Below are 23148 nucleotides of genomic sequence, written 5' to 3' on the forward strand. Positions count from 1 at the left end.
AGCACCGCGGCCACCGTCGCAGGACGCGCGGCCGGCGCGAGCGCGTCGTCGGCGGCGATGCCGGGTTCCGCAGCGTCGCCCTCCTGCGGCACGGACGCCACCGCGTCGGCCGACGCGCACGGCGCGGGCAGGCAGCGCGTCGCAGGCACCGCCCGCAGGTGCCGATGGCCGGCTGCGGCGAACGCGTCGCGGATCGTGTGGAACCACGCACGGTCGACGACCGCGAGCACGCGGCGCCCGTCGGGCAGCGCGACCGGATCGAGCGCGATGTGGCAGCCGAGCGGATCCTGGATCAGCTGATCCTCGACGATATTGGGCAGCGCCTGGCGCAGCTTCGGGCCCTTGAGCGGCGGCACGGTCGCGGCCAGCAGCAGCACGTCGCGCGCGGCGACGATCAGCACCGTCGCGTTCGCGCGCGGCAGCAGCGCGAGCGCCGCGCGGCCGGCGCGCTGCACGTGGCCGGCCTTGTCGACGAGCGTGAACGGCAGCTCGGGCCACTGCCATTCCTGCAACGGCACGGCGGGCTCGCGCGGCGGCAAAGAAACAATCAACGTGCTCAAGAGCTCCTCTCCCGGATGGCGTCGTTATAGCTGATCGCGGATGCGCACGATCCGCGTCGTGTGCGTGGTCGGATCACGATACACGAGCGCCGTGCGATCGACCTCCGCGCGTTCGTGCTGGATCCGTCCATGCACGATGAAATAGCTCGAATTGACGTCGGCGAGGCTGCCGTCGATCGTCATGTTCGGCGCGCCGGCGCCGCGCAGCGCGAGCTGCACGTCGCCGACGTTGCGGAAAAACACGGTCTCGCGGCGCGACACGAGCGCCTGCGCGGACGACACGCTCATGCCCGGCACCAGCGCAGCGATCACTTCGGCCGGTGCGGTGTTCATGTTCACCGGCGTCGTGGTCGGCAGCACGGTGACGAACGGGCGCAGCCGCGCGACCATCTCGGGCGTCACGCCTTCGACGTCGAGCAGGCTGTCGACGCTCGTCATCATGAGCGGCGCCGGCCCGCGCTCGCCGCCCGCCAGCCCCGGTTCGTCGGTGAAGTCGCCGGTCTGCATGTCGCCGCCGGCCACCGGCGCGGTCGCCGCGGTGCCGCCGCCCGGCAGCGTCGGCGTCTGGAAGCGCGTCGCCGACTGCCGCAGGCCCGCGCGCACCTGCTGCGCGATGCGCTTCGCGAACGCGCCGTCGTAGCCGAGCGTCGTCAGCAGCCGCTGGAATACCTGCATCTGCGTCGCGTTGAGCTGCAGCACGCCCGGCGCCGGCGACGACACGAGATTGCGCAGATTGAACTTCGCCTGCGCATCCTCGATCGAGCCGGAGATATACGTGTCTTCGCCGCCGTTGTCGTTCGGCGCGCCGATCCGGCCGAGGAAGTCCGACAGTTTCGTCTTCGCGATCGGCACCGCCCAGATCCCGCCGAGATACGTGATGCCGGGCGCCGTGTCGGCTTCGGAGCGCAGGATCATCCGCGTCCAGTCGAGCGCGCCGCGTGCGACCCACTGCGCCTGCGCAATCGTGCGCTGGTTCTCGATGCGGCGGATCTGCACCTGCTGGCGCCACAGCATCCCGGACACGAGAATCGCCGACAGCGCGACGACCAGCAGCGCGGTGATGATCGCCGCGCCGCGCTCGCGGCGCAGCCGGCGCGGCACGCATGCGCGCACGACGGCGCGCGCGGCGGGCAACGGACGGGAAGGGCGCACGCGCATCGTCATTCCCCGACCAGAAACACGCGCGTGACCGGCACGCGCAGCGACGTCGCGCCGATGCTGACCTGCAGCCCGGTGACCGCGCGCGGCGGTGGCGCATTGCCGAGCTGCGGCACCTTCAGCGCATCGTTGTTCTGCGCGAGCGCGTCGTCGGCCGCCTGCAGGCTCGTGGTCCAGCCGACGCGCGGTACGTACAGCTTCGCGTCGATCGCGCCGACGCCGCCCATCAGCGCGACGTGGCTCCAGCCGTCGACGTCGCTGTCCTTCAGCACGCTGCGCAGCCGGTTCGCATCGCCGAGCGGCGGCGACGCATAGCGGACGACGCGTCCGCCCGCGATCCGGTAGCGAACCACCTGCAGCCGCGGCGCGGCGCCCGGCACGTACAGCGTGCGGACGATCTGCAGCGTGTTGCCGGCGACGCCGATCGCCGGCTGGCCCGCCTCGTCGTCGGTCGCCGCGAGCCGCGCGTCGATGCGCATCTGATCGAACATCTGCGCGAACACGCGCTCGTCTTCCATTGCGGACGCAACCTTGTCGCGGCCGCGCATGATCTGGTCGAGCCCGCGCCACGCGAGCACGGCGACCACCGCGAGGATCGCGATCGCGATCATCAGCTCGATCAGCGTGAACCCTCGCATGCGGCGTGCGCGGCGGACATGCGCGGGCCGGCGCCGCGTCGGCGCGTCAGAGCGGGCGGCCGGTTTCATTCGCGACCACCGTCACCATCTGCGCGAGCACGCCGGCGCGCCCCGGCATGCTCACCGACACCTGCACGCGGCGGAACACCGGATTCGGCGTCGCGCTCACACGCTGCGTGCAGACGAGCTGCACGTTGCCCTGCGAGCAGTCGAAACTCTGTTCGCCGATCTGCGGCCACGCATGCGCGAGCCGCAGCTGCGCGAGCGCGTTGTCGGCGCTCCAGCCGGCAAGCAGCCGGCGATGAAGATCGGACGCGTTGGTCGCCATCGTGCCGACCGCGCGGATCGACGCGGCGAGCGCGACTGCGATGATCGCGAGCGCGACGAGCACCTCGATCATCGTGAAGCCGCGCGCCCGAGGCAGCCCGGTCGACGGGCGCGGCAAGGCGGCGGAGAACGGTGGCCGACGACACATCGTCATTGCACCTCGTAGCGGCCGTTGCCGGTGCCGACGATCGTCGCGCTGCCGGCGGCCGAATGCAGCGTCACGCGCACCGGCGTGTCGATGCTCTCGGTGCCGAACACGAGACGGCTCGCGCGTGTGTCCGAGCCCGGATAGTCGATGTCCGCGCCGGTCACGCCGCCGTCCCAGTCGCGCGGGCGCAGCAGGTCGTCGCGCAGCGTGCGCCAGCCGTCGAACGAACTGACGTCGAAGCGGAAGCCGTGCGCGGTCGGCTGCCACGCAATCGGGCGCGCGCGCACCTGCGCTTCGTCGCCGGCCGTCTCGAACAGCAGCGCGAGGCGTTGCGCTTCCTCGCGCAGGTCGGTGCGCGGATTGCGCGTGAGCGACAGCGATGCGAGCGACACGAGCAGGCCCGCGATCACCAGCACGACCAGCATTTCGAGCAGCGTGAAGCCGCGTTCGCGCGAACGCGCGGCAAACGCCGCGCGAGCGCACGAGCGGCGGTCGCGGCCGGAGCGGGTGGGCATTCGCATCGCGCGCATCGGAGGAACGAACGTCAGGCCGAGCGGCGCTGCGTCATTGCCACGAACCGATATCGGAGTCGTTGCTCTCGCCGCCTTCCTTGCCGTCGGCGCCGTAGCTGAACACGTCGATTTCGCCGTGCACGCCCGGGTTCAGATACTTGTACGCATTGCCCCACGGGTCGTTCGGCAGCCGTTCGAGATAGCCGCCGTCCTTCCAGTTGTTCGGGATCGGATCGGTGGTCGGCTTCTGGATCAGTGCGTTCAGGCCCTGTTCCTGGGTCGGGTAGCGGCCGTTGTCGAGCCGATACAGCTTCAGCGCCTGCATGATCGTGCCGATGTCCTGCTTCGCGGCGATCCGGCGTGCCTCGTCCGGGCGGCTCATGATCTTCGGCACGATCAGCGCCGCGAGGATCCCGAGGATCGCGACCACCACCATGACCTCGATCAGCGTGAAACCGCGCTGACGGCGCGCGGCCGCATTGCGGCGAGTGATCCACGTTTGCATGACTGACTACCTCTTTCCAAAAAAATATCGTCGATTGAGTGACGCGGCCCGCGCATCCGGACGATCGCCTGACGGCGAGCTTCCGGTGCGCGGGGCGCGGAGCACGCATTGTAAGGCGCGCATTGCCGAGGGCTTTCACTCAACGCAAATTTCACATACATCCGTACAATAGCGCGCATGAACGCGCTCTCGATCCGGATCCTTTCCCTCGCTCTCTTCGCGGCGTTGTGCGCGACGGCCACGTACTGGGTCGTCACGCTGTCGGCCCGGGAAGCGCCGCTGCCCGCCGCCGCCGCGCGGCCGCCGATCCGCACCGAGGACGCCGCCGCGCTGTTCGGCGGACAGCTCGACAAGAACGCCGCGCAGGACATCCATCTGTTCGGCATCCTCGCGCTCGATCACGGCGGCGCCGCGATCGTCAGCATCGGCGGCGAGCCGCCGCGCGCGGTGTCGCTCGGCTCGGAGCTCGCGCCCGGCGCGAAGCTCGCCGAAGTCCGCAGCCGCTCGATCGTCATCGACCGCAACGGCGCGCGCGCCGAAGTCCAGCTCCCGGCGAACACGCCGTCCCCCACGATCTACGTGCGCTGAACGCAGCGGCGGCGCCCGCCGTCACTGCACCATGTTGTTCAGCTCGATGATCGGCAGCATCACCGCGAGCACGATCACCAGCACGATGCCGCCCATCGCGAGGATCAGCAGCGGCTCGAGCAGGCTCGTCAGGAACATCGTGCGGCGCTCGAGCTCGCGCGCTTCGCCGTCGGCCGCGCGATCGAGCATCGTCGTCACGTCGCCGGTCGCCTCGCCGGAACGGATCAGGTGCACGAGCACCGGCGGAAACGTCTTCACGTTGTTCAGCGCACGCGACAGCGCGGAGCCTTCGCGCACGCGCACGATCGCGTCGTCGATGTTCGCGCGCATCGCGCGGTTCGACAGCGTCTCGCCGGCCGCCTGCAGCGCACGCAGGATCGGCACGCCGGCCGCGGTCAGAATGCCGAGCGTGCTCGCGAAGCGCACCGTGTTGTAGCCGCGCACGAGCTTGCCCGCGAGCGGCGCGGTGAGCAGCCACCGGTCGAACGCGAGACGCGGCCCCGCGCGCGACAGCGTCGCCTTCACGAACCACCCGGCGAGCGCGACCGCGATCAGGAGCGCCCACCACCAGTGCCGCACGAAACCCGACAGCGCCATCATCACGATCGTCAGCAGCGGCAGCTGCTGCTTGGTGCTCGCGAACACGTTGACGACCTGCGGCACGACGTAGCTCAGCAGGAACGTGACGATGCCGAACGCGATCACCGTGACGATCGCCGGGTACGTGAACGCGAGCAGGATCTTCTGCTTCAGCGCGTTGCGCTGCTCGATGTAGTCGGCGAGCCGCGACAGCACGATGCCGAGCTTGCCCGTGTGTTCGCCGGCCGACACCAGCGCGCGGTAGATCTCCGGAAAATCGCGCGGGTGCTGGGTCAGCGCATTCGCGAGCGAATGGCCGCCGAGCACCTCGGCGCGGATCGACGCCATCAGTTCGCGGATGTAGTCGCGCTCCGACTGTTCGGTCAGCACGCCGAGCGCTTCGTCGAGCGGCAGGCCCGCGATCAGCAGGCTCGCGAGCTGGCGCGTGAGGATCGCCTGCTCGCGCTGCGACAGCTTGCGGCCGAGCGCGAGCCGCTGCGAGCGCGCGCCGCGCGTCGCGCTGGCCGCCGGCTCGACGACGAGCGGCGTGAGTCCCTGCGTGCGCAGCTGGCCGCGGGCGGCGCGCGCGCTGTCGGCGTCGATCACGCCTTTCTGCGCGCGGCCCGCCGCATCGATCGCTTCGAAACGGAATGCCGGCATCGCGCTATGCGCCTCCCGTCACGCGCAGCACTTCCTCGAGCGACGTTGCGCCGGCTGCAAGCCAGCGCTCGGCGTCGTCGCGCAGCGTGCGCATGCCTTGCGCGCGGCCCGCGGCCAGAATCTCCGCGTCGGCCGCATTGCGGTGAATCAGCGTGCGGATCGAATCGTCGACGACCAGCAGCTCGTACACGCCGCGCCGGCCCGCATAGCCGGACTGTCCGCACTTGTCGCAGCCGACCGGATGCCACACGGTGCGGCCTTCCTCGTGCCGCTCTTCCTTGCACACCGGACACAGCTGGCGCACCAGGCGCTGCGCGAGCACGCCGAGCAGCGACGACGCGAGCAGGTACGGCTCGACGCCCATGTCGGTCAGGCGCGTGACCGCCGACGCCGCGTCGTTCGTATGCAGCGTCGCGAGCACGAGGTGGCCCGTGAGCGACGCCTGCACGGCGATCTGCGCGGTTTCGAGATCGCGGATTTCGCCGATCATGATCACGTCCGGATCCTGACGCAGGATCGAGCGCAGCGCGCGCGCGAACGTCATCCCGATCCGCTCGTTTACCTGCGTCTGGCCGATGCCCGACAGGTCGTATTCGATCGGATCCTCGACCGTCATGATGTTGGTGGTCGCCGTCTCGAGCCGCGACATCGACGCGTACAGCGTCGTCGTCTTGCCCGAACCGGTCGGGCCCGTCACGAGCACGATCCCGTGCGGGCGCGAAATCAGCTTGTCGAACTGCGCGAGCGTGTCGCGGCCCATCCCGAGCGCTTCGAGGTTCAGCCGCTGCGCGTCCTTTTCGAGCAGACGCAGCACCGCGCGCTCGCCGTGCCCGGTCGGCAGCGTCGACACGCGCACGTCGACCGGCCGGCCGCCGACGCGCAGCGTGATGCGGCCGTCCTGCGGCAGGCGTTTCTCCGCGATGTCGAGCTGCGCCATGATCTTGATCCGCGAGATCAGCGCGCCGTGCAACGCCTTCTTCGGCCGCACGACGTCGCGCAGCGTGCCGTCGACGCGAAACCGCACGACCGACGCGTTCTCGAACGGCTCGATGTGAATGTCCGATGCCTGTTCGCGTGCGGCCTGCGTGAGCAGCGCGTTGATCATCCGGATGATCGGCGCGTCGTCTTCGGACTCGAGCAGATCCTCGACTTCGGGGATGTCCTGCATCAGCCGCGACAGGTCGACTTCGCCTTCGACCTCGCCGACGACTTGCGCGGCGCTGCCGTCCTGGCGCGCGTACGCCTGGTTGATCGCCTGCGCGAGTTCGTCGGCCGGCACGCGATGCACGGCGATCGAGCCGAAGTTGCGCGCGATCTCCGCAAGCGCCGCATCGCTCGTGCGTTCGCTGATCCACACTTCGAGCGTGTCGTCGAGCTGATGCGCGATCAGCACCTGGCCGCTCTTCGCGAAACCGTACGGCAGCAGCCGCGCGGCGAGCGGCGACGGCGGCTGCCGTTCGCCCGGCGCGCCGTCGTGGGCCGATGATGCGAGCACGTCGCTCACTGCGAGGCTCCCGGCGTCGCGGTCAGCGGCTGCTGCGGCACCGACTGCTGCGGCACGCTCTGCGGCTGCACCGGTTCGGGTGCAGGAACCGGCGCCGGCGCGGGAACGGGCGCGACCTGACGCTGCATCTGTTGACGGCGCATCTTGTCCAGATCGAACAGGTTGCCTGCGGGCGTACCGCCCTGGCTCGGGCCGAGCGGCATCGGCGGGACGATCGGGTCGTCCTTGTCGCGCATCACGTTGTTGTCGGACCTGTACGCGCCCGTCACGCCCTGGATGTAGTCGTAGCGGTTCGCCGTGACTTCCTGCGCGACGTTGCGATCGGTGATGATCACCGGGCGCAGGAACACCATCAGGTTGGTCTTCTGACGCTGCTTCGATTCCGACCGGAACAGCTGGCCGATCCACGGGATGTCGCCGAGCAGCGGCACCTTGCTGTTCGACACCTGGTAGTTGTCCTGCATCAGGCCGCCGAGCACGATGATCTCGCCGTTGTCGGCCAGAATCGTCGACTGGATCGAGCGCTTCGTGAACGTCGGGCCCGTCTGCGAGCTCGTCGTGCTGGGGACGACCGCCGAATCCTCGGTATAGAGCTGCAGCTTCAGGATCCCGCCGTCGGTGATCTGCGGCTTCACGTGCAGCGTCAGGCCGACGTCGCGACGGTCGTAGGTGTTGAACGCATTGCTCGTCGTGCCGCTCGTCAGGTTCGAATACGAACCGGTCGCGATCGGCACGTTCTGGCCAACGACGATCTTCGCTTCCTCGTTGTCGAGCGTGATCAGGTTCGGCGTCGACAGCACGTTCGCGTCGCTCACGCCGGAGAAATACTGCAGCAGCGCGCCGAGTCCCTGCACGCCGAACATGTTGTGCAGCCAGCCGACGTTCAGGCCCTGGGTCAGCGTTCCAAGATTCGCGGCCAACCCGCCGCCGGTGACGCCGCCGGCGCTGGTCGTCGTGCCGCCCGCCGTCAGGTTGATGATGCTATTGCCCAGGCCGGACGTGGGATTCAGGTTCGTGCCGCCGAGAAACTGACCGCTCGCCACCTGCCATTGGATGCCCAGGTTGCCCTGCGTCGTCGAGTTCAGCTCGACGATCAGCGCTTCGATGTACACCTGCGCGCGCCGCGCATCGAGCTGGTCGATCACCGCGCGCAGGTTGCGGTACACGGGGTCCGGCGCGGTGATGATCAGCGAGTTGGTCGCCGAATCGGCCTGGATCATCCCGCCCGGCTGGTTGTCGTCGCTCTTGTCCTTGTCGCCGCCGAGCAGCCCACCGCCGCCGAGGCCGCCGCTGCCCGACGCGCCGCTGCCGTACGACGAGGACGACGAGCCGCCGAGGCCGCCCGACGGCAGCGGCGGCGTGCCGGACGTGCCGGTCGAGAAGTTGCCGCTCGACGACGACCCGCCGCTCTGATTGAAGCTGTTCGCATCGTTCGACGACGCGGACGAACCGCTGTCGTTGCCGCCCTTGCCGAGCATCCCGCGCAGCGTTTTCGCGAGCTTCACCGCATCGGCGTTGCGCAGCGGCACCACGTGCATGTTGCCGGGCACCGAGCTCGGCGCGTCGAGCTGCTGCGCGAGCCGCTTCGCCGACGCGAGCCGCGCGGCGCTCGACGCGCGCAGCAGCAGCGAATTCGTGCGCGGGTCGGCGGTGACCGACACCTTCAGCGTCGCATCGCTGTTGCCGATCGCGCCCGGGTCGAGCATCTTCTGCATCTGCGCGGCGAGGTCGATCGCGTTCGCGTTGTGCAGCGGCACGACCTGCACCTGCGCGCCCGCCGCGCTGTCCACGCCGGCGATGATCTGCGCGATGCGGCGCACGTTGTCCGCGTAGTCGGTGACGACGATCGTGTTGTTCGCCGGGTAGGCCGTGACCGTATTGTTCGGCGAGATCAGCGGCCGCAGCACCGGCAGCAGGTTGTTCGCCGATTCGTTGCGCAGCTCGAACACCTGCGTGATCACCTGGTCGCCGCGCGCCTGCGGCGTATTGCCGACGTAGGTCGGCACGCCCTGCAGCTTCGCGTCGGCTTCCGGCACGACCTTCAGCACGCCGTGATCCTGCACGAGCGCGAAGCCCTGCATCCGCAGCGCCGACTGCAGCGTCTTCAGCGCCTGGTCTTCGGGCACCGGTCGTTCGGCGACGAGATTGAGCTGCCCCTTCACGCGCGGGTCGACGATGATCGTCTTGCCGGTGGCGGCGCCGATCGCCTTCGCGACCTGGTCGATATCCGCATTCACGAAGTTCAGCGTGACCTGAGCGTAGGCCGCCTGCGAAACGATGATGCCGGCGACGATCAAGGTCGTGGCGACGCGCCGCATAACGAAGCGATTTCTTGTCATGGATGATTGGGTCGATGCCGGCTCAGGCGATTTCCGGCGGTAGTGCAGGAATCCAAGTCCGAAAAGGGCGACATTAGCAGTTTTTCATGTCCGAAATATCACATTGATCCGAGGACTGTCTCATATACGACATCTGCGCGATGCAGCGTATGCGATATGTAAGCCTCGGTGCGGCATCGGCATTCCGCGGCAATGCCGCCGTTTCGAGATAAGCCGACATCGAAATGCGGTATAACCGGGCTGCCGTCGTCCCGCATGTCGCAACATGGCGGACTGCCGGTATGATACGGGCGGCGCGTTTCTCGTCGCATCAATAACGGGCGCGGGTTTTCCCGACCTCGCGTCATTTCCAGTCGTCTTCGCACCATGAACAGACGGTTCGCTTCGATCGCGTGGATCGCCGCCGGCGTGTGGTTCGCCGCCGGAAACGCTCGCGCGGATTGTTTCGACGAAGCCGCCCGGTACCAGAAGGTCAATCCGCTGATCCTGCGCGCGATCGCGTGGCAGGAGTCGCGCAACCGCCCGGACGCGCTGAACAAGAACACGAACGGCTCGATCGACTACGGGCTGATGCAGATCAATTCGATCCATCTGCCGACGCTGTCGCGCTACGGGATCGGCCGCGACACGCTGATGGAGCCGTGCAAGAACGTGTACATCGCCGCGTGGCATCTGCGCCAGAAGATGAACCGCTACGGCAATACGTGGCAGGCCGTCGGCGCGTACCATTCCGAAACGCCGTCGCTGCGCGACAAGTACGCGCGGCAGATCGCCGGCATCCTCGCGCAGTGGAAGCTGCTGCCGCCCACTCAATGACGCTGCGCCGTCGCGTGCCGCGCTGACGCCGCGCCGGTCGGGCGGCGCCCGTTTGATGCACAATGCGGGTCTCGCGCCGTCGCGTCGCACGGTGCCGGACCGATCGCGCCCCGCAAGCGCGCCGCGGCCGTTTTTCATTCTTTCGTTGGTGCATATCGTTATGAATCCGGCAATGACCCAGCCGTTGCCCGTCACCGTGCTGTCCGGCTTTCTCGGCGCCGGCAAGACGACGCTGCTCAATCACATCCTCGCGAACCGGGCCGGCCTGAAAGTCGCTGTGATCGTCAACGATCTCGCGGCCGTCAATATCGACGCGTCGCTCGTGCGCGACGCGCAGGCGCTGTCGCACGTCGAGGAGCGCCTCGTCGAAATGTCGAACGGCTGCATCTGCTGCACGCTGCGCGACGACTTGCTCGTCGAGATCCGCAAGCTCGCGGCGGACGGCCGCTTCGATGCGATCGTGATCGAATCGACCGGCATCGCGGAGCCGATGCCGATCGCCGAAACCTTCACGTTCGTCGACGACGACGGCGCGTCGCTGTCCGAAACCGCGCGGCTCGATACGCTCGTCACCGTGGTCGACGCATTCAATTTCCTGCGCGACTACGGGTCGGACGATGCGCTCGCGACGCGCGGCATCGCCGCGTCGGAAGACGACGACCGCACGCTCGTCGAGCTGCTGATCGAGCAGATCGAATTCTGCGACGTGCTGGTGATCAACAAGGCCGACCTCGTCGATGCGGACCAGCTCGCGCGCCTGCAGCACATCCTCGCGCGGCTCAATCCGCGCGCGCACCAGGTCGTGTCGACGTTCGGCAACGTGCCGCTCGATGCGGTGTTGAACACCGGCCGCTTCGATTTCGACGCGGCCGCGAACGCGCCGGGCTGGCTCGCGTCGCTCGATCGCGATCACACGCATTGCGACGATCCCGATTGCCACGATCACCATCATGCGCATGTGCACGGCGAAGCCGACGAATTCGGGATCGCGAATTTCGTTTACCGCGCACGCCGGCCGTTCCATCCGCGGCGGCTGTGGGCGCTGCTTCATCAGGAATGGTCGGGCGTGCTGCGCAGCAAGGGCTTCTTCTGGCTCGCGACGCGCAACGACATCGCGGGCTCGCTGTCGCAGGCGGGCGGCGTATGCCGGCACGGTCCCGCGGGCCTGTGGTGGGCCGCGCAGGATCGCGCGGAATGGCCGGACGACGACGAACTGCTCGCCGAAATTCGCGCGGAATGGCATGGCGATCTCGACGATCGCTCGGTCGGCGATCGCCGTCAGGAACTCGTGCTGATCGGCATCGGGCTCGATGCCGGTGCGTGGCGTGCGAAGTTCGATGCGTGCCTGTTGACCGATGCGGAATTCGCGCTCGGCGCGGCGGGATGGACTGCGCTCGACGATCCGTTTCCGGCGTGGGATGTCGATTCGCACGACGACGACGATCCCGGCGACGGACAGATCGTGCACGCGTAACACGCTGTAAGAAGCAATCGTTAAATCTTGCAAGCGTCGCGCGCACTGTGGCAAAAATGCCGCGCACGCCCAACAAAAAACCCGCCGAGCGGCGGGTTTTTCTTCGAACAGGCGCTGGATTAACGCTTGTTGACGGCGTCCTTGAACGCCTTGCCAGCCGTGAACTTGACCGTCTTGGCTGCCGGGATCTTGATGGTTTCGCCCGTCTTCGGGTTGCGGCCCGTACGTGCTGCGCGCTTGCCCGAACCGAAGCTGCCGAAGCCGATCAGCTGAACCGCATCACCCTTCGACACGGCCTTCTTGATAACTTCGAGCAGCGTGTCCAGCGTTTCGCCGGTTTGAGCCTTGCTGGCGCCCGTTTGGGCGGCGACGGCGTCGATCAGTTCCTGTTTGTTCATTAAGGTTCCTTTTTCAGGTTAGGTTGACACGAACAGCGCGAACGCGCCGATTATACGTGCGCGAACCGTGCCGTCGAGAGTCGGACTCCAACGGCACAGCGCCGAATCCTGGCCCGCGCGACGCGCCATCCGGCTTGCCGGCGGCCACCCCGCGGTACGGCGTTGCTATGATAGCGCAGCGCAAACCCAATAACGACAAGGGTTTCAAAGATTTTCATCGGTATTTCGCCGAATGAATCGTCGATTGCCCGTTTTTTGACCTGGGCCAACCGGACAGGATACGCAGCCGGGTCCGCCCGCGTGCGGCGCCGTTGGTTTTTGCCAACGGCCGCGCGCGCGGCTCCGCGCAAACCCTTGCCACGCTTGGCTGCCACGCTTTTTGTTTCGCATGCCCGACCGACTCGTTCCCGCCACGCTCGCGTTTCGCGACGACGGCACGCTCGTCTCGCCCGCGTACGGCGACATCTATCACAGCGCCGCAGGCGCCCTCGCGCAGGCCAACCAGGTGTTCGTCGCCGGCAATCGGCTGCCCGCGCGCTGGCAGGGCCGGCGCACGTTCACGATCGTCGAGACGGGCTTCGGCGTCGGCTGCAATTTCCTCGCGACGTGGGCCGCATGGCGCGACGACCCCGCCCGCTGCGAGCGGCTGCACTTCGTGTCGGTGGAAAAGCATCCGTTCTCGCGCGAAGACCTGCGGCGTGCGGCTTCGCATATCGTTGCAAACACAACGATATCGGCGGACGTCGACGCGCTGGTCGACGCGCTGGTCGACGCGTGGCCGATGCTCGTGCCCGGCGTGCACCGGCTCGAATTCGACGAAGGACGCGTGGTGCTGACGCTCGCGTTCGGCGACGCGCTCGACATGCTGACGAAGCTCGTCGCGCGCGCCGACGCGTTCTATCTCGACGGTTTCGCACCGGCGAAAAACGCGGACATCTGGTCCGTCGACGTGTTTCGCGCGCTCGCGCGCATCGCTGGAGACGATGCGACGTTCGCGACGTATTCGAGCTCGGGCGTCGTGAAGCGCGCGCTCGACGAAGCGGGCTTTGCATATCGGAAGGTCGAAGGATTCGCGGGCAAGCGCGCGATGCTCGTCGGCGAATACGCGCCGCGCTGGCGAATGCGGCGGCACGAGCCGCCGCGTGCGTTGCCGGTGCACGCGCGTCGTGCCATCGTGATCGGTGCGGGGCTGGCCGGCTGTGCGGTCACCGAACGGCTCGCCGCGCGCGGCTGGGACGTCACGCTGATCGAGCGGCACGACCGGATCGCGAGCGAAGCGTCGGGCAATCCGGCCGGCGTATTTCATCCGCTGATGACGCGCGACGACAACGTCGCGAGCCGCCTCACACGCAGCGGCTTCCTGCATGCGCTCGCACGCTGGCGTGCGCTCGAACGTGCCGGTCATGCATTCGCGCGCAGCACGGATGGAATGATTCACCTCGCGGAGTCGGCCGACGATTTCGCACGAATGCGCGATGCGTTCGATGCGCTCGGCGCGCCGGCCGACTATGTGTCGCTGCTCGACGTCGAAGCCGCACGTGCGCATCTGAATCTGCCGGTCGCGCAGGGCGGCCTGCTGTTTCCGCAGGGCGGCGCAGTGTGGCCGGCCGCGCTATGTACGGCGCAATGCGCGGCCGCCGGCGAACGCGTGCGGATGCTGACGTGCAGCGAAGTCGCGCGGCTCGAGCGGCACGGCGACGCGTGGCGCGCGATCGATGCGGGCGGCGGCACACTCGCCGAAGCGCCGGTCGTCGTGCTCGCGAACGCCGGCGACGCGGTGCGGCTCGCGGGCCTGCGGCACGTCGCGATGCAGCCGGTACGCGGCCAGCTCACGCTGCTGCCGCCGGGGAGCAGCGCGCCGCTGCGCTGTCCGGCGATCGGCGACGGCTACGCGGTGCCGCTCGGCGACGGCACGCTGCTGATCGGCGCGACGTTCGAACCGGACGACGTCGATCCGTCGATGCGCGCGGCCGGCCATGTCGAAAACCTCGAGCGCGTTCGACGTCTTTTGCCCGGGCTGATCGGCGACATCGCGGATATCGATGCGCTGCCGGGCCGCGTCGCATTTCGCTGGGTCGTCGGCGACCGGCTGCCGCTGATCGGCCCGCTCGCCGACGAAACTCACGCGATCGCGAACGCGCGTGCATTGAGCGGCGCGAAGGCGCGCGACCTGCCGCGCATGCCGGGCCTCTACGGCGCCTTCGGCTACGGCTCGCGCGGCCTCGTATGGGCTGCGCTCGGCGCCGAACTGATCGCATCGCAGCTCGAAGGCGAACCGTGGCCGCTCGAGCGCGAACTCGCGGAAGCGATCGACCCGGCCCGCTTCCTGATCCGTGCACTGCGCGCGCGGCAGGTGAGCGCCGCCGACTGATTCCCCGCACCGATCTTCACAGTTTTCGAACCCCGGCGCGCAAGGTTATCCACTCGACGTTGTGGATAACCGCGCGGATTCGGCGCGCACTTCGTGTGCAATCACAGTGGACGTAAACTGGGCAATTCGGCACAGCTCTGGCGCGGCCCAAAAGTTGCTCCTGTCAAACTGCTGTGCACGAACAGCCTGTGCAACGGGTTATGTGGTTTACAACACATTGATCCGTCAGCGTAAACCGAAGTTATCCACAGAACTGTGCGTGCCTTGTTAACTTCTACTACGTATATATACAGGTAAACCTTTGAAACCAAAGACCAGGATGCCGCACAGCGCGGCGAGTCGATTCAATCGGTTCCAGAGCGAAAAAGCTGTGGCACAATCGGTTTCCTTCGCGTTCGTCCGGCCTGGCGCCGGACATGCATCAACGGAACGGTCGGGCCGGTTTCGAATCTCAATCCTCGAGACTGCGCAGTCCGTTCACACACCAGGCCGACGATCCAGATCGGCACTCTGAGCGACATTTCCGTCGAATGACGGAAGAGGCGGATCCCATGTCCTGCCGTCGACCACAACAATCAAATTCGGGGCAATACCCAGCCGGCGCGCATCTCGTTCCTGTCGCTTGACCCCGCGTCGCTGGCGGTTGCTTCCAAAGGAGAAGTCAACACGATGAAGTCGGCGTTCTCGTTTCTGCCCAACTGGCCGCTTGCGGCGGATGCCGTGTTTTGGGCCGGCCTCGCGCTTTTCGCTGCGGGCCTGTGCGGCGAGCTGTGCTATCGCGCGTGGCGGTTGCCGCGCATTACCGGTTATGCGGTGATCGGTCTGATCGCCGGTTCGTTCGGGTTCGGCGTGATCGACTCGAGCACCGACGAAACGTCGCGGCTATTGATCGACGTCGCGCTCGGCCTGCTGCTGTTCGAGCTCGGCAGCCGCCTCGATCTGCGCTGGATCCGCCGCAATCCGTGGCTGATCGCGTCGAGCCTCGCGGAAGCGACGCTCACGTTCGTGCTCGTGCTGTTCGTGATGCTCGCGCTCGGCGTGTCGGGGATGGTCGCGCTCGTGCTGTCGGCGATCGCGATCGCGACGTCGCCGTCGATGGTGATCCAGCTGAAGACCGAACTGCGCGCGGAAGGCCAGGTGTCGCAGCGTCTGATCACGCTCACGGCATTGAACAGCGTGTACGCGATCGTGCTGACCAAGCTCGTGACGAGCTGGCTGCATCAGGAAGCGTACGGCAACGTGTTCGCGACGATCCTGCAGCCGGTCTATCTGCTCGCCGGGTCGTTCATCGTCGCGTATCTCGTTGCGCGCGCATGCAACTACCTGTTCCGCCACATGACCGCGACGATGCGCGACGAGCATTCGTTCGTCGCGCTGTTCGGCCTCGTGATGCTCGCGATCGCGGTCGCACAGGCGCTGAAGCTGTCCACGCTGCTCACGCTGCTGCTCGCCGGCATCATCGTAAAGAACCTCGAAGCGCGCCCGCAGCTGTGGCCCGAGCACTTCGGCACCGCGGGCTGGCTGCTGACGGTCGTGCTGTTCGTGCTGACGCTCACGTCGTTCACGTGGGGCGACATCGCGCTCGGCGGGCTGCTGGCGATCGTGCTGATCGTCACGCGGCTCGTCGCGAAGCTCGCGGGCGTCGTCGCGTTCGCGAAGCCGAGCGGCATCGGGATGAAGCAGGGCGTCGCGCTCGGCATCGCGCTCACGCCGATGTCCGCGCTGTCGTACCTGCTCGTCGACGACACTTATCAGCTCTATCCGAATTTCGACCCGCACCTGCGCGCGATCGTGATGTGCACGATCGTGGTCCTGCAGCTCGTCAGCCCGTTCGTCGTGTACCGATGCCTGTCGGCGGTCGGCGAACGCAGCGACAGCAACTGATTCCGGAACCTGCCATGGCACTCGAAACCTTCGTCAATTCCGAACCGTTCACGTTCGGCGTCGAACTGGAGATCCAGGTCGTCAACACGCACAACTACGATCTGACCAAGGCCGCATCCGACCTGATGCGCCTGATCCAGGACGAGACCTTTCCCGGCAACATCACGCCGGAAATCACCGAGAGCATGATCGAGCTGTCGACCGGCATCTGCCATTCGCACGAGCAGGCGGTCGGCGAACTGCACGCGATCCGCGACGTGCTCGTGAAGGCGGCCGACCAGCTCAACGTCGGGCTCTGCGGCGGCGGCACGCACGCGTTCCAGCAGTGGAGCGACCGGCAGATCTACGACGCGCCGCGATTTCAGTACATCTCCGAGCTGTACGGCTATCTCGCGAAGCAGTTCACCGTGTTCGGCCAGCACGTGCACATCGGTTGTCCCGATCCCGACAGCGCGCTGTTCCTGCTGCATTCGATGTCGCGCTTCATTCCGCACTTCATCGCGCTGTCCGCGTCGTCGCCGTTCGTGCAGAACGTCGACACCGGTTTTCATTCGGCGCGGCTCAATTCGGTGTTCGCGTTTCCGCTGTCGGGCCGCGCGCCGTTCGTGCTGACGTGGGACGGCTTCGAGGAGTACTTCACGAAAATGGTGAACACAGGCGTCGTGAACTCGATGAAGGACTTCTACTGGGACATCCGCCCGAAGCCCGGCTACGGAACGATCGAAGTGCGCGTGATGGACACGCCGCTGTCGGTCGACCGCGCGGCGGCCATCGCGTGCTACATCCAGACGCTTGCGCGCTACCTGCTGACCGACCGTCCGCTGAAGCTGTCGGAAGACGATTACCTCGTCTACACGTTCAACCGCTTCGAAGCGTGCCGCTTCGGGCTCGAAGGCACGTGCGTGAATCCTCAGACGGGCGAACGCCGCACGATCGCCGAAGACATCCTCGACACGCTCGACCGCATTGCGCCGCACGCGGCCGCGCTCGGCTCGCGCGCGGCGCTCGACGAGATCGGCGCGCTCGCGAAGGCGCGCGTGAACGACGCGTCGTGGCTGAGAACGATCTTCAAGCAGGAAAAGTCGCTGAACGAGACGGTCCGTCAGCAATGCCTGCGTTGGCGCGAATGAAAAAATGTTTTTCAGAATGCGCGCTCGACCGAGCGGCGATTCGCTGAACGACGGTCGACGCCGCATCGCGCCGCAAGCTGTTGTCGTGCAGCCGGCGATCTGTGGATAACCGGACATTCCATTGCAAAGTCAATGCTCTGCCGAATGGATAACCCGGTGGATCGCCGTCGTCGCATCGCACGCTTCGTCGAACGCGAAAATGTTTGCGTGCTGCATCGCTCGAGCGGCACGCGTCGACGGCACAACGGCGGGATCCGGTTATCCAGTGATTTTCCACAGATCGAAGGGGATAACTTAGCTGTGCGATTTTCCGCACTCGCTTAGAATGTCGGCTTTGCGGACGCCGGAGCCGCGCGTGCGCCAACGGTCGCCGCGAACGCGACCGCCGCGTGTGCCGCGCGACGGCGTGCGGACGGGCTCCGCGGAGCGCGCGTCCGTCCGAGATAAACAATTCGACCTCCACATTACGGCCGTTCGGCAGTCCGGGCGGCGGCAAAGCGAAAAGACTATGAGCGAAGGCGTTTACGGGAACGAGGCTGCGGGGCGTGTGACGCACAGCCTGCTGCGGTTGAGTACGGCCATGCGAAGCCAGGCATGGACTTGGGCAGAAAGCGCGGGTCTCACGCCGACACAGGGCGAGATTCTCGTGCTGCTGCTGCAGCGCAAGGGCCCGATGCGGCTTGGCGAGATTGCGCGCGAGACGCAGCTCACCGCAGCGACGACGAGCGACGCGGTGAGCACGCTCGAGATGAAGGGGCTCGTCGAGAAGCGCCGTGCGCTGGACGACGGCCGTGCGCTGGCGGTGCGCCTGTCGGCGCGCGGTCGTACCGCGGCGAAGAAGGCGCTGCAGTGGCCGGAATTTCTGTCGAAAGCGGTCGGCAAATTGGCCGCGGACGAGCAAGGCACGCTGTATCGCGCGCTGCTGAAGACGCTGCGTGAGTTGCAGGTCGCCGGCGTGACGCCGCCGCACCGCATGTGTCTCACGTGCACGCATCTGCAACCGGGCAAGCCGTCGAAAAAGCCCGTGCATCACTGCGCGGCGCTCGACATGGCGATGTCCGACTGCGATCTGCGAATCGACTGCCCGGTGCACGAACAAGCCGATGCAGCGACGCAGAAAAGAACGTGGAAGGTTTTCAACGGCTGACGTCCGTCGATCGACCGGGAGGCCGATGATGAACGCTGAAGTGGTGGCGATCCGCCACGTGCATTTCGAGGATCTCGGCAGCTTCGAGCAGGTGCTCGGCGAACGCGGCCGGCGTGTGCGCTATGTCGACGTCGGGTCGTCGCGCGTCGAGGTGCTCGACGTGCTGGAGCCGTCGCTGCTCGTCGTGCTCGGCGGCCCGCTCAGCGTGTACGACGATGCGCAGTATCCGACGATCGCGCCGCTCGCCGCGCTCGTGCGCCAGCGCATCGACGCCGCACTGCCGATCCTCGGCATCTGCCTCGGCGCGCAGTTCATCGCGCGTGCGCTCGGCGCACGCGTCTATCCGGCTGCCCAAAAGGAACTTGGCTGGGCGCCGCTCACGCTCACCGACGCGGGCCGCGCGTCGCCGATGCGCCACCTCGACGGCGCGGCGACGTCGATGCTGCATTGGCACGGCGACACGTTCGACCTGCCGGGCGGTGCGATCCATCTCGCGTCGACGCCTGCGTGCCGCAATCAGGCATTCGCGTGGGGGCAGCACGTGCTCGCGCTGCAATGCCATCCGGAAATCCGCACCGACCGCTTCGAGCCGTGGCTGATCGCGAACGCGGGCGAAATCGCGGCGACGCCCGGCGCCGATGCGCAGCGATTGCGTGCCGACACGGTTCGGCACGGCCCGGCGCTGGAAACGGCGGCGCGGCGCATGTTTGCGGAATGGCTCGACAGCGTCGGGCTGTGACAGGCGCCTGCACGTAGCGCGGCCGGGGGACGGCTGCGTCGAGGAAGCCGCGCCAAGCCGAACCTTGCCGGCCACACTCCGCCGGCCGCACCTGTCCATCCGCTTACTGCCGCTCCCGCTGCCTGCACGCTTCGGGCGCGCGTGCTACGCTCGTCCGCTCCTTTCCTTCCTCGCGAGCGTCATCCATGACTGCGCTGTTTTCTCCGTTCACGCTGCGCGGCGTGACTCTTCCGAACCGGATCGTGATCTCCCCGATGTGCCAGTACTCGGCCGAGCGCGGGGAGGCGACCGACTGGCACATGATTCATCTCGGCCATCTCGCGCTGTCCGGCGCGGGGCTGCTCTGCATCGAAGCGACGGCCGTCGAGCCGGACGGGCGCATCACGCACCAGGATCTCGGCCTGTGGGACGACGCGACCGAAGCCGCGCTGAAACCCGTGCTCGCCGCGATCCGCAAGCACTCGCCGATACGCGTCGCGATGCAGCTGTCGCATGCGGGACGCAAGGCGTCGAGCGACGTGCCGTGGAAGGGCGGTCAGCTGGTGTCCGTCGCGGACGGCGGCTGGCTGCCGCACGCGCCGTCCGCCGTGCCGCACCGGGACGGCGAGACGCCGCCGCTCGCGCTCGATGCCGCAGGCCTGAACCGGATCCGCGAAGCGTTCTCGGCAGCAGCGAAGCGCGCGGCGCGGCTCGGCATCGACGCGATCGAAGTACATGCGGCGCACGGCTATCTGCTGCATCAGTTCCTGTCGCCGCTCGCGAACCGGCGCACCGACGAATACGGCGGTTCGCGCGAGAACCGGATGCGCTTTCCGCTCGAGATCTTCGACATCGTGCGCGCGGCGTTTCCCGACGAGCGGCCGGTCGGCGTGCGCGTGTCGGCGACCGACTGGGTCGAAGGCGGCTGGGAACTCGACGACACGATCGCATTCGCGCACGAACTGAAGCGCCGCGGCTGCGACTGGATCGACGTGTCGTCGGGCGGCGTGTCGCCGCTGCAGAAGATTCCACTGTCGCCCGGCTATCAGGTGCCGTTCGCGCAGGCCGTGAAGCGCGCGGTCGGCATGCCGACGATCGCGGTGGGCCTCATCAACGAGCCCGCGCATGCGAACCGGCTCGTCGAAGACGGCGACGCCGATTTCGTCGCGATGGCGCGCGCGATGCTGTACGACCCGCGCTGGCCGTGGCATGCGGCCGCCGAGCTCGGCGCGCAGGTGACGGCGCCGCCGCAGTACTGGCGTTCGCAGCCGCGCGAGCACAAGACGCTGTTCGGCGACATCGCGTTCGGCCAGCGCTGAGCATCGACCGCGCAATATTGCGCGCGATGTTGAACGAAGCAATCCCGAACGTGTAGGATGCGGGTGATTCGCCGTATGCGTGGACGCGGCACCGACCGGTGCCGCGTTTTCGTTTCCGGGCTGCCCGACATGGGTCGCCACGTGCGGCGCAGGGCCGTCGTCGCGGCCGGATTCCGTTCAAGTCGTCTTCACAAGGATTCGTTCGATGAGTTCACGCAGGATCGCGGTGCGCCGCTCGGGTGTACACGGCAAGGGCGTGTTCGCCGTGGCGCCGATCAAGGCCGGCGAACGCGTAGTGGAATACAAGGGCGAGCGAATTTCGTGGAAGGAAGCGCTGCGCCGCCATCCGCACGATCCGAACGAGCCGAATCACACGTTCTACTTCGCGCTGGAAGAGGGCGGCGTGATCGACGGCAAGATCAACGGCAACAGCGCGCGCTGGATCAACCATTCGTGTGCGCCGAACTGCGAGGCCGAGGAAATCGACGGCCGCGTGTATATCCACGCGCTGCGCGACATCGAGCCCGAAGAAGAGCTGTTCTACGATTACGGCCTCGTGATCGACGCGAAGCTGACCAAGAAGCTCAAGCGCGAATACGCATGCCATTGCGGCGCGGATACGTGCCGCGGCACGTTGCTCGCGACACCGGACGAAGACAAGAAGAAAAAGAAGAAGGACAAGAAGGACGGCAAGTCCGAGTCCGGCTCGAAGGACAAGAAAAAGAAGAAGTGACGCGCGCGGCGGCGTGCGACGCACGGCCGCTGCATCCGCCGGTTGACGCATCGCATGCGTCGCCGCCCTCGTGCCTTTTGCCCGCCATACGGCGCGCGCACCGCGCTGCGCTCAGAGCGTCGGCGCGGCCGCCGGCGTTTCGCTGGCCGGCTTGCCGGTGCGCGCCGCGAGCGGCACGCGCACCACGAATCTCGAACCGCCTTCCGGCGCATCTTCGTACGACACGGTGCCGCCGTGCATCACGATGATGTCGTGCACGATCGCAAGGCCGAGCCCCGCACCCGTCTCGACGCCGGCACCGCTTTGCGCGTCGCCGCGGAAGAAGCGCTTGAACAGGTCCGCCTGCTGAGTCGCGGGCACGCCGGGGCCGTTGTCTTCGACGACGATCTCCGCGGCCGGCTGCCCGTCGTCGAGCGTGCTGCGCGCGACGTTGACCGTGATCCGCGCGCCGTGCGGCCGCGCGAGCGGCACGTATTTCAGCGCGTTGTCGAGCAGGTTCGCGATCACCTCGCGCAGCAGCACCGGATTGCCGCGCACGTTCAACGTTTCGTCGTCGCCCGGTTCGTCGCTGCGCTGGAAGCCGAGATCGACGTGCGACGCGAGCGCGCGCGGCACCCATTCGGCGCCCGTCTCGAACGCCATCGCCGCGAGATCGACGTCGACGAAACGCGCGGCTTGTTCGCCGGGCTCCGCGCGCGCGAGCGACAGCAGCTGGTTCGACAGCCGGACCGCGCGATCGGCGGCCGCGCGCAATTCGCGTACGGCCGCGAACGTCTGCTGCGGATCGCGCGCGACCGCGGCCTGCTCCGCGTGCAGCTTCACGGCGGTCAGCGGCGTGCGCAGCTGATGCGCGGCATCGGCGATGAACTTGCGCTGCGCGTCGAGCGCGGTCTTCAGCCGGCCGAGCAGCGCGTTCATCGCGCTCGTCAGCGGCCGGATCTCGAGCGGCACGTCGGTTTCGTCAACGGGCTCCAGCGACGTATGCGTCTGCCGGTTCAACGAATCGGCGAGATGCGTGAGCGGATCGAGCTGCTGGTTCACGACGCGCCACACGATTCCCCAGCCCGCGAGCAGCAGCAGCAGCAGCGGCATCATGATCGCGACGAGGAATTCGGCTGCGATCCGGTAGCGGTGCCGCACCGGCTGCGCGACTTCGACGACCATCGGCTTGCCGCCTTCGACGTCCTCGACGCGCACCTGCGCAACGCGCACCGCGCGATTGTCGTATTCCGCTTCGAACACGTAGGCATGATGCATGCGGCGCACGTTGATCCCGCGCAGCGGCAGCTTCGGATCGCCGGCGAGCTCCTGCTCGCCGTCGCTGATCCGGTAGATCAGCGCTTCGGCCGGATCGGAGAACATCGCCTGCGCGAGCGGCGGCACCGTGAACGGCGCATCGGGGCCCGCAATCTGGATCTGCTTCGAGATCGCGGTCGCGAGATCGGCGAGCGAGCGGTCGATCACGTGCTGCGTGTATTGCCACGCGAGCCAGTACGCGATCAGTCCGCTCATCAGCGCGAGCATCGACAGCGGCGCGGCGAGGCGCCGCAGCAGCGAGCGGCGCAGGCTGGTGACTGCCGGATCAGAAGACATTTCGACGGACAAATGAATAAGCGCCGCTCACGGGGAGCGGCGCGGTC

21 protein-coding genes are annotated in these 23148 nt (G+C 67.4%); 10 read left to right on the forward strand and 11 right to left on the reverse strand.

The features are described 5' to 3' along the window. From gspL to gspG, 6 genes are all read right to left on the reverse strand, one after another. A partial coding sequence (gene gspL / locus BUB20358_RS06255) for a type II secretion system protein GspL (protein WP_254593964.1) occupies positions 1-560 on the reverse strand: 560 nt, incomplete at its 3' end. A 24-nt stretch (positions 561-584) separates the two neighbouring features. Further along, on the reverse strand, positions 585-1718 hold the full coding sequence (gspK, locus tag BUB20358_RS06260; RefSeq protein ID WP_035973224.1) for a type II secretion system minor pseudopilin GspK: 1134 nt from the start codon (positions 1716-1718) through the stop codon (positions 585-587). 2 nt (positions 1719-1720) lie between these two features. Then, positions 1721-2425: a PulJ/GspJ family protein gene (locus BUB20358_RS06265; protein WP_035971462.1), complete on the reverse strand. Its 705-nt coding sequence runs from the start codon at positions 2423-2425 to the stop codon at positions 1721-1723. After that, positions 2403-2831 carry a type II secretion system minor pseudopilin GspI gene (gene gspI, locus BUB20358_RS06270; protein ID WP_045552543.1) on the reverse strand — a complete coding sequence of 143 codons (429 nt, stop codon included), beginning with the start codon at positions 2829-2831 and terminating at the stop codon, positions 2403-2405. The genes BUB20358_RS06265 and gspI overlap by 23 nt, the downstream gene beginning before the upstream one ends. Before the next feature lie 2 nt (positions 2832-2833). Continuing rightward, positions 2834-3361: a GspH/FimT family pseudopilin gene (locus BUB20358_RS06275; RefSeq protein ID WP_006763008.1), complete on the reverse strand. Its 528-nt coding sequence runs from the start codon at positions 3359-3361 to the stop codon at positions 2834-2836. Between the two features lie 34 nt (positions 3362-3395). Beyond that, positions 3396-3848: a type II secretion system major pseudopilin GspG gene (gene gspG / locus BUB20358_RS06280; RefSeq protein ID WP_006763007.1), complete on the reverse strand. Its 453-nt coding sequence runs from the start codon at positions 3846-3848 to the stop codon at positions 3396-3398. 177 nt (positions 3849-4025) lie between these two features. Between gspG and BUB20358_RS06285 the strand changes: the two genes are divergently transcribed. Further along, on the forward strand, positions 4026-4436 hold the full coding sequence (locus tag BUB20358_RS06285; protein ID WP_006763006.1) for a type II secretion system protein N: 411 nt from the start codon (positions 4026-4028) through the stop codon (positions 4434-4436). 21 nt (positions 4437-4457) lie between these two features. Here the strand turns inward: BUB20358_RS06285 and gspF are convergent, their stop codons facing one another. The 3 genes from gspF to gspD are packed head-to-tail and all read right to left on the reverse strand — an operon-like array spanning position 4458 to position 9518. Further along, a complete protein-coding gene (gene gspF / locus BUB20358_RS06290; RefSeq protein WP_006763005.1) occupies positions 4458-5675 on the reverse strand; it encodes a type II secretion system inner membrane protein GspF in 1218 nt (405 codons plus the stop codon). Between the two features lie 4 nt (positions 5676-5679). Next, complete coding sequence (gspE, locus tag BUB20358_RS06295; RefSeq protein WP_006763004.1) at positions 5680-7179, reverse strand: type II secretion system ATPase GspE; 1500 nt, start codon at positions 7177-7179, stop codon at positions 5680-5682. Further along, a complete protein-coding gene (gene gspD, locus BUB20358_RS06300; RefSeq protein ID WP_046377158.1) occupies positions 7176-9518 on the reverse strand; it encodes a type II secretion system secretin GspD in 2343 nt (780 codons plus the stop codon). The genes gspE and gspD overlap by 4 nt, the downstream gene beginning before the upstream one ends. A 366-nt stretch (positions 9519-9884) precedes the next feature. On the opposite strand from gspD, the gene BUB20358_RS06305 reads away from it, so the two are divergent. Next, positions 9885-10334 carry a lytic transglycosylase domain-containing protein gene (locus BUB20358_RS06305; protein ID WP_006763002.1) on the forward strand — a complete coding sequence of 150 codons (450 nt, stop codon included), beginning with the start codon at positions 9885-9887 and terminating at the stop codon, positions 10332-10334. A 160-nt stretch (positions 10335-10494) separates the two neighbouring features. Beyond that, complete coding sequence (locus BUB20358_RS06310) at positions 10495-11808, forward strand: GTP-binding protein (protein WP_035971458.1); 1314 nt, start codon at positions 10495-10497, stop codon at positions 11806-11808. 119 nt (positions 11809-11927) lie between these two features. Here the strand turns inward: BUB20358_RS06310 and BUB20358_RS06315 are convergent, their stop codons facing one another. Continuing rightward, positions 11928-12206: an HU family DNA-binding protein gene (locus BUB20358_RS06315; protein ID WP_006401505.1), complete on the reverse strand. Its 279-nt coding sequence runs from the start codon at positions 12204-12206 to the stop codon at positions 11928-11930. A 388-nt stretch (positions 12207-12594) separates the two neighbouring features. Here BUB20358_RS06315 and mnmC point away from each other — a divergent pair, with 388 nt between their 5' ends. From mnmC to BUB20358_RS06350, 7 genes are all read left to right on the forward strand, one after another. Further along, the gene (gene mnmC, locus BUB20358_RS06320; RefSeq protein WP_006763000.1) at positions 12595-14577 is read left to right on the forward strand and encodes a bifunctional tRNA (5-methylaminomethyl-2-thiouridine)(34)-methyltransferase MnmC2/FAD-dependent 5-carboxymethylaminomethyl-2-thiouridine(34) oxidoreductase MnmC1; all 1983 of its coding nucleotides are present in this window, start codon (positions 12595-12597) and stop codon (positions 14575-14577) included. A gap of 669 nt (positions 14578-15246) precedes the next feature. Next, positions 15247-16461 carry a cation:proton antiporter gene (locus tag BUB20358_RS06325; protein WP_035971456.1) on the forward strand — a complete coding sequence of 405 codons (1215 nt, stop codon included), beginning with the start codon at positions 15247-15249 and terminating at the stop codon, positions 16459-16461. A 14-nt stretch (positions 16462-16475) separates the two neighbouring features. Beyond that, positions 16476-17591 carry a YbdK family carboxylate-amine ligase gene (locus BUB20358_RS06330; protein ID WP_035971455.1) on the forward strand — a complete coding sequence of 372 codons (1116 nt, stop codon included), beginning with the start codon at positions 16476-16478 and terminating at the stop codon, positions 17589-17591. A 508-nt stretch (positions 17592-18099) separates the two neighbouring features. Then, the gene (locus BUB20358_RS06335; protein WP_006762998.1) at positions 18100-18738 is read left to right on the forward strand and encodes a MarR family winged helix-turn-helix transcriptional regulator; all 639 of its coding nucleotides are present in this window, start codon (positions 18100-18102) and stop codon (positions 18736-18738) included. Between the two features lie 28 nt (positions 18739-18766). Beyond that, the gene (locus BUB20358_RS06340; protein WP_035973223.1) at positions 18767-19477 is read left to right on the forward strand and encodes a glutamine amidotransferase; all 711 of its coding nucleotides are present in this window, start codon (positions 18767-18769) and stop codon (positions 19475-19477) included. 185 nt (positions 19478-19662) lie between these two features. Then, on the forward strand, positions 19663-20775 hold the full coding sequence (locus BUB20358_RS06345; protein WP_006762996.1) for an NADH:flavin oxidoreductase/NADH oxidase: 1113 nt from the start codon (positions 19663-19665) through the stop codon (positions 20773-20775). A gap of 205 nt (positions 20776-20980) precedes the next feature. Next, positions 20981-21508, forward strand: coding sequence for an SET domain-containing protein (locus BUB20358_RS06350; protein ID WP_035971453.1), 528 nt, complete (start codon positions 20981-20983; stop codon positions 21506-21508). Positions 21509-21619: 111 nt separating this feature from the next. On the opposite strand, the gene BUB20358_RS06355 is transcribed toward BUB20358_RS06350, so the two are convergent. Beyond that, positions 21620-23101, reverse strand: a complete 1482-nt coding sequence (locus BUB20358_RS06355; protein ID WP_006762994.1) for a sensor histidine kinase — start codon at positions 23099-23101, stop codon at positions 21620-21622. Between the last annotated feature and the right edge of the window lie 47 nt (positions 23102-23148).

This window comes from Burkholderia dolosa, assembly GCF_902499135.1.
Lineage (GTDB): Bacteria > Pseudomonadota > Gammaproteobacteria > Burkholderiales > Burkholderiaceae > Burkholderia > Burkholderia dolosa.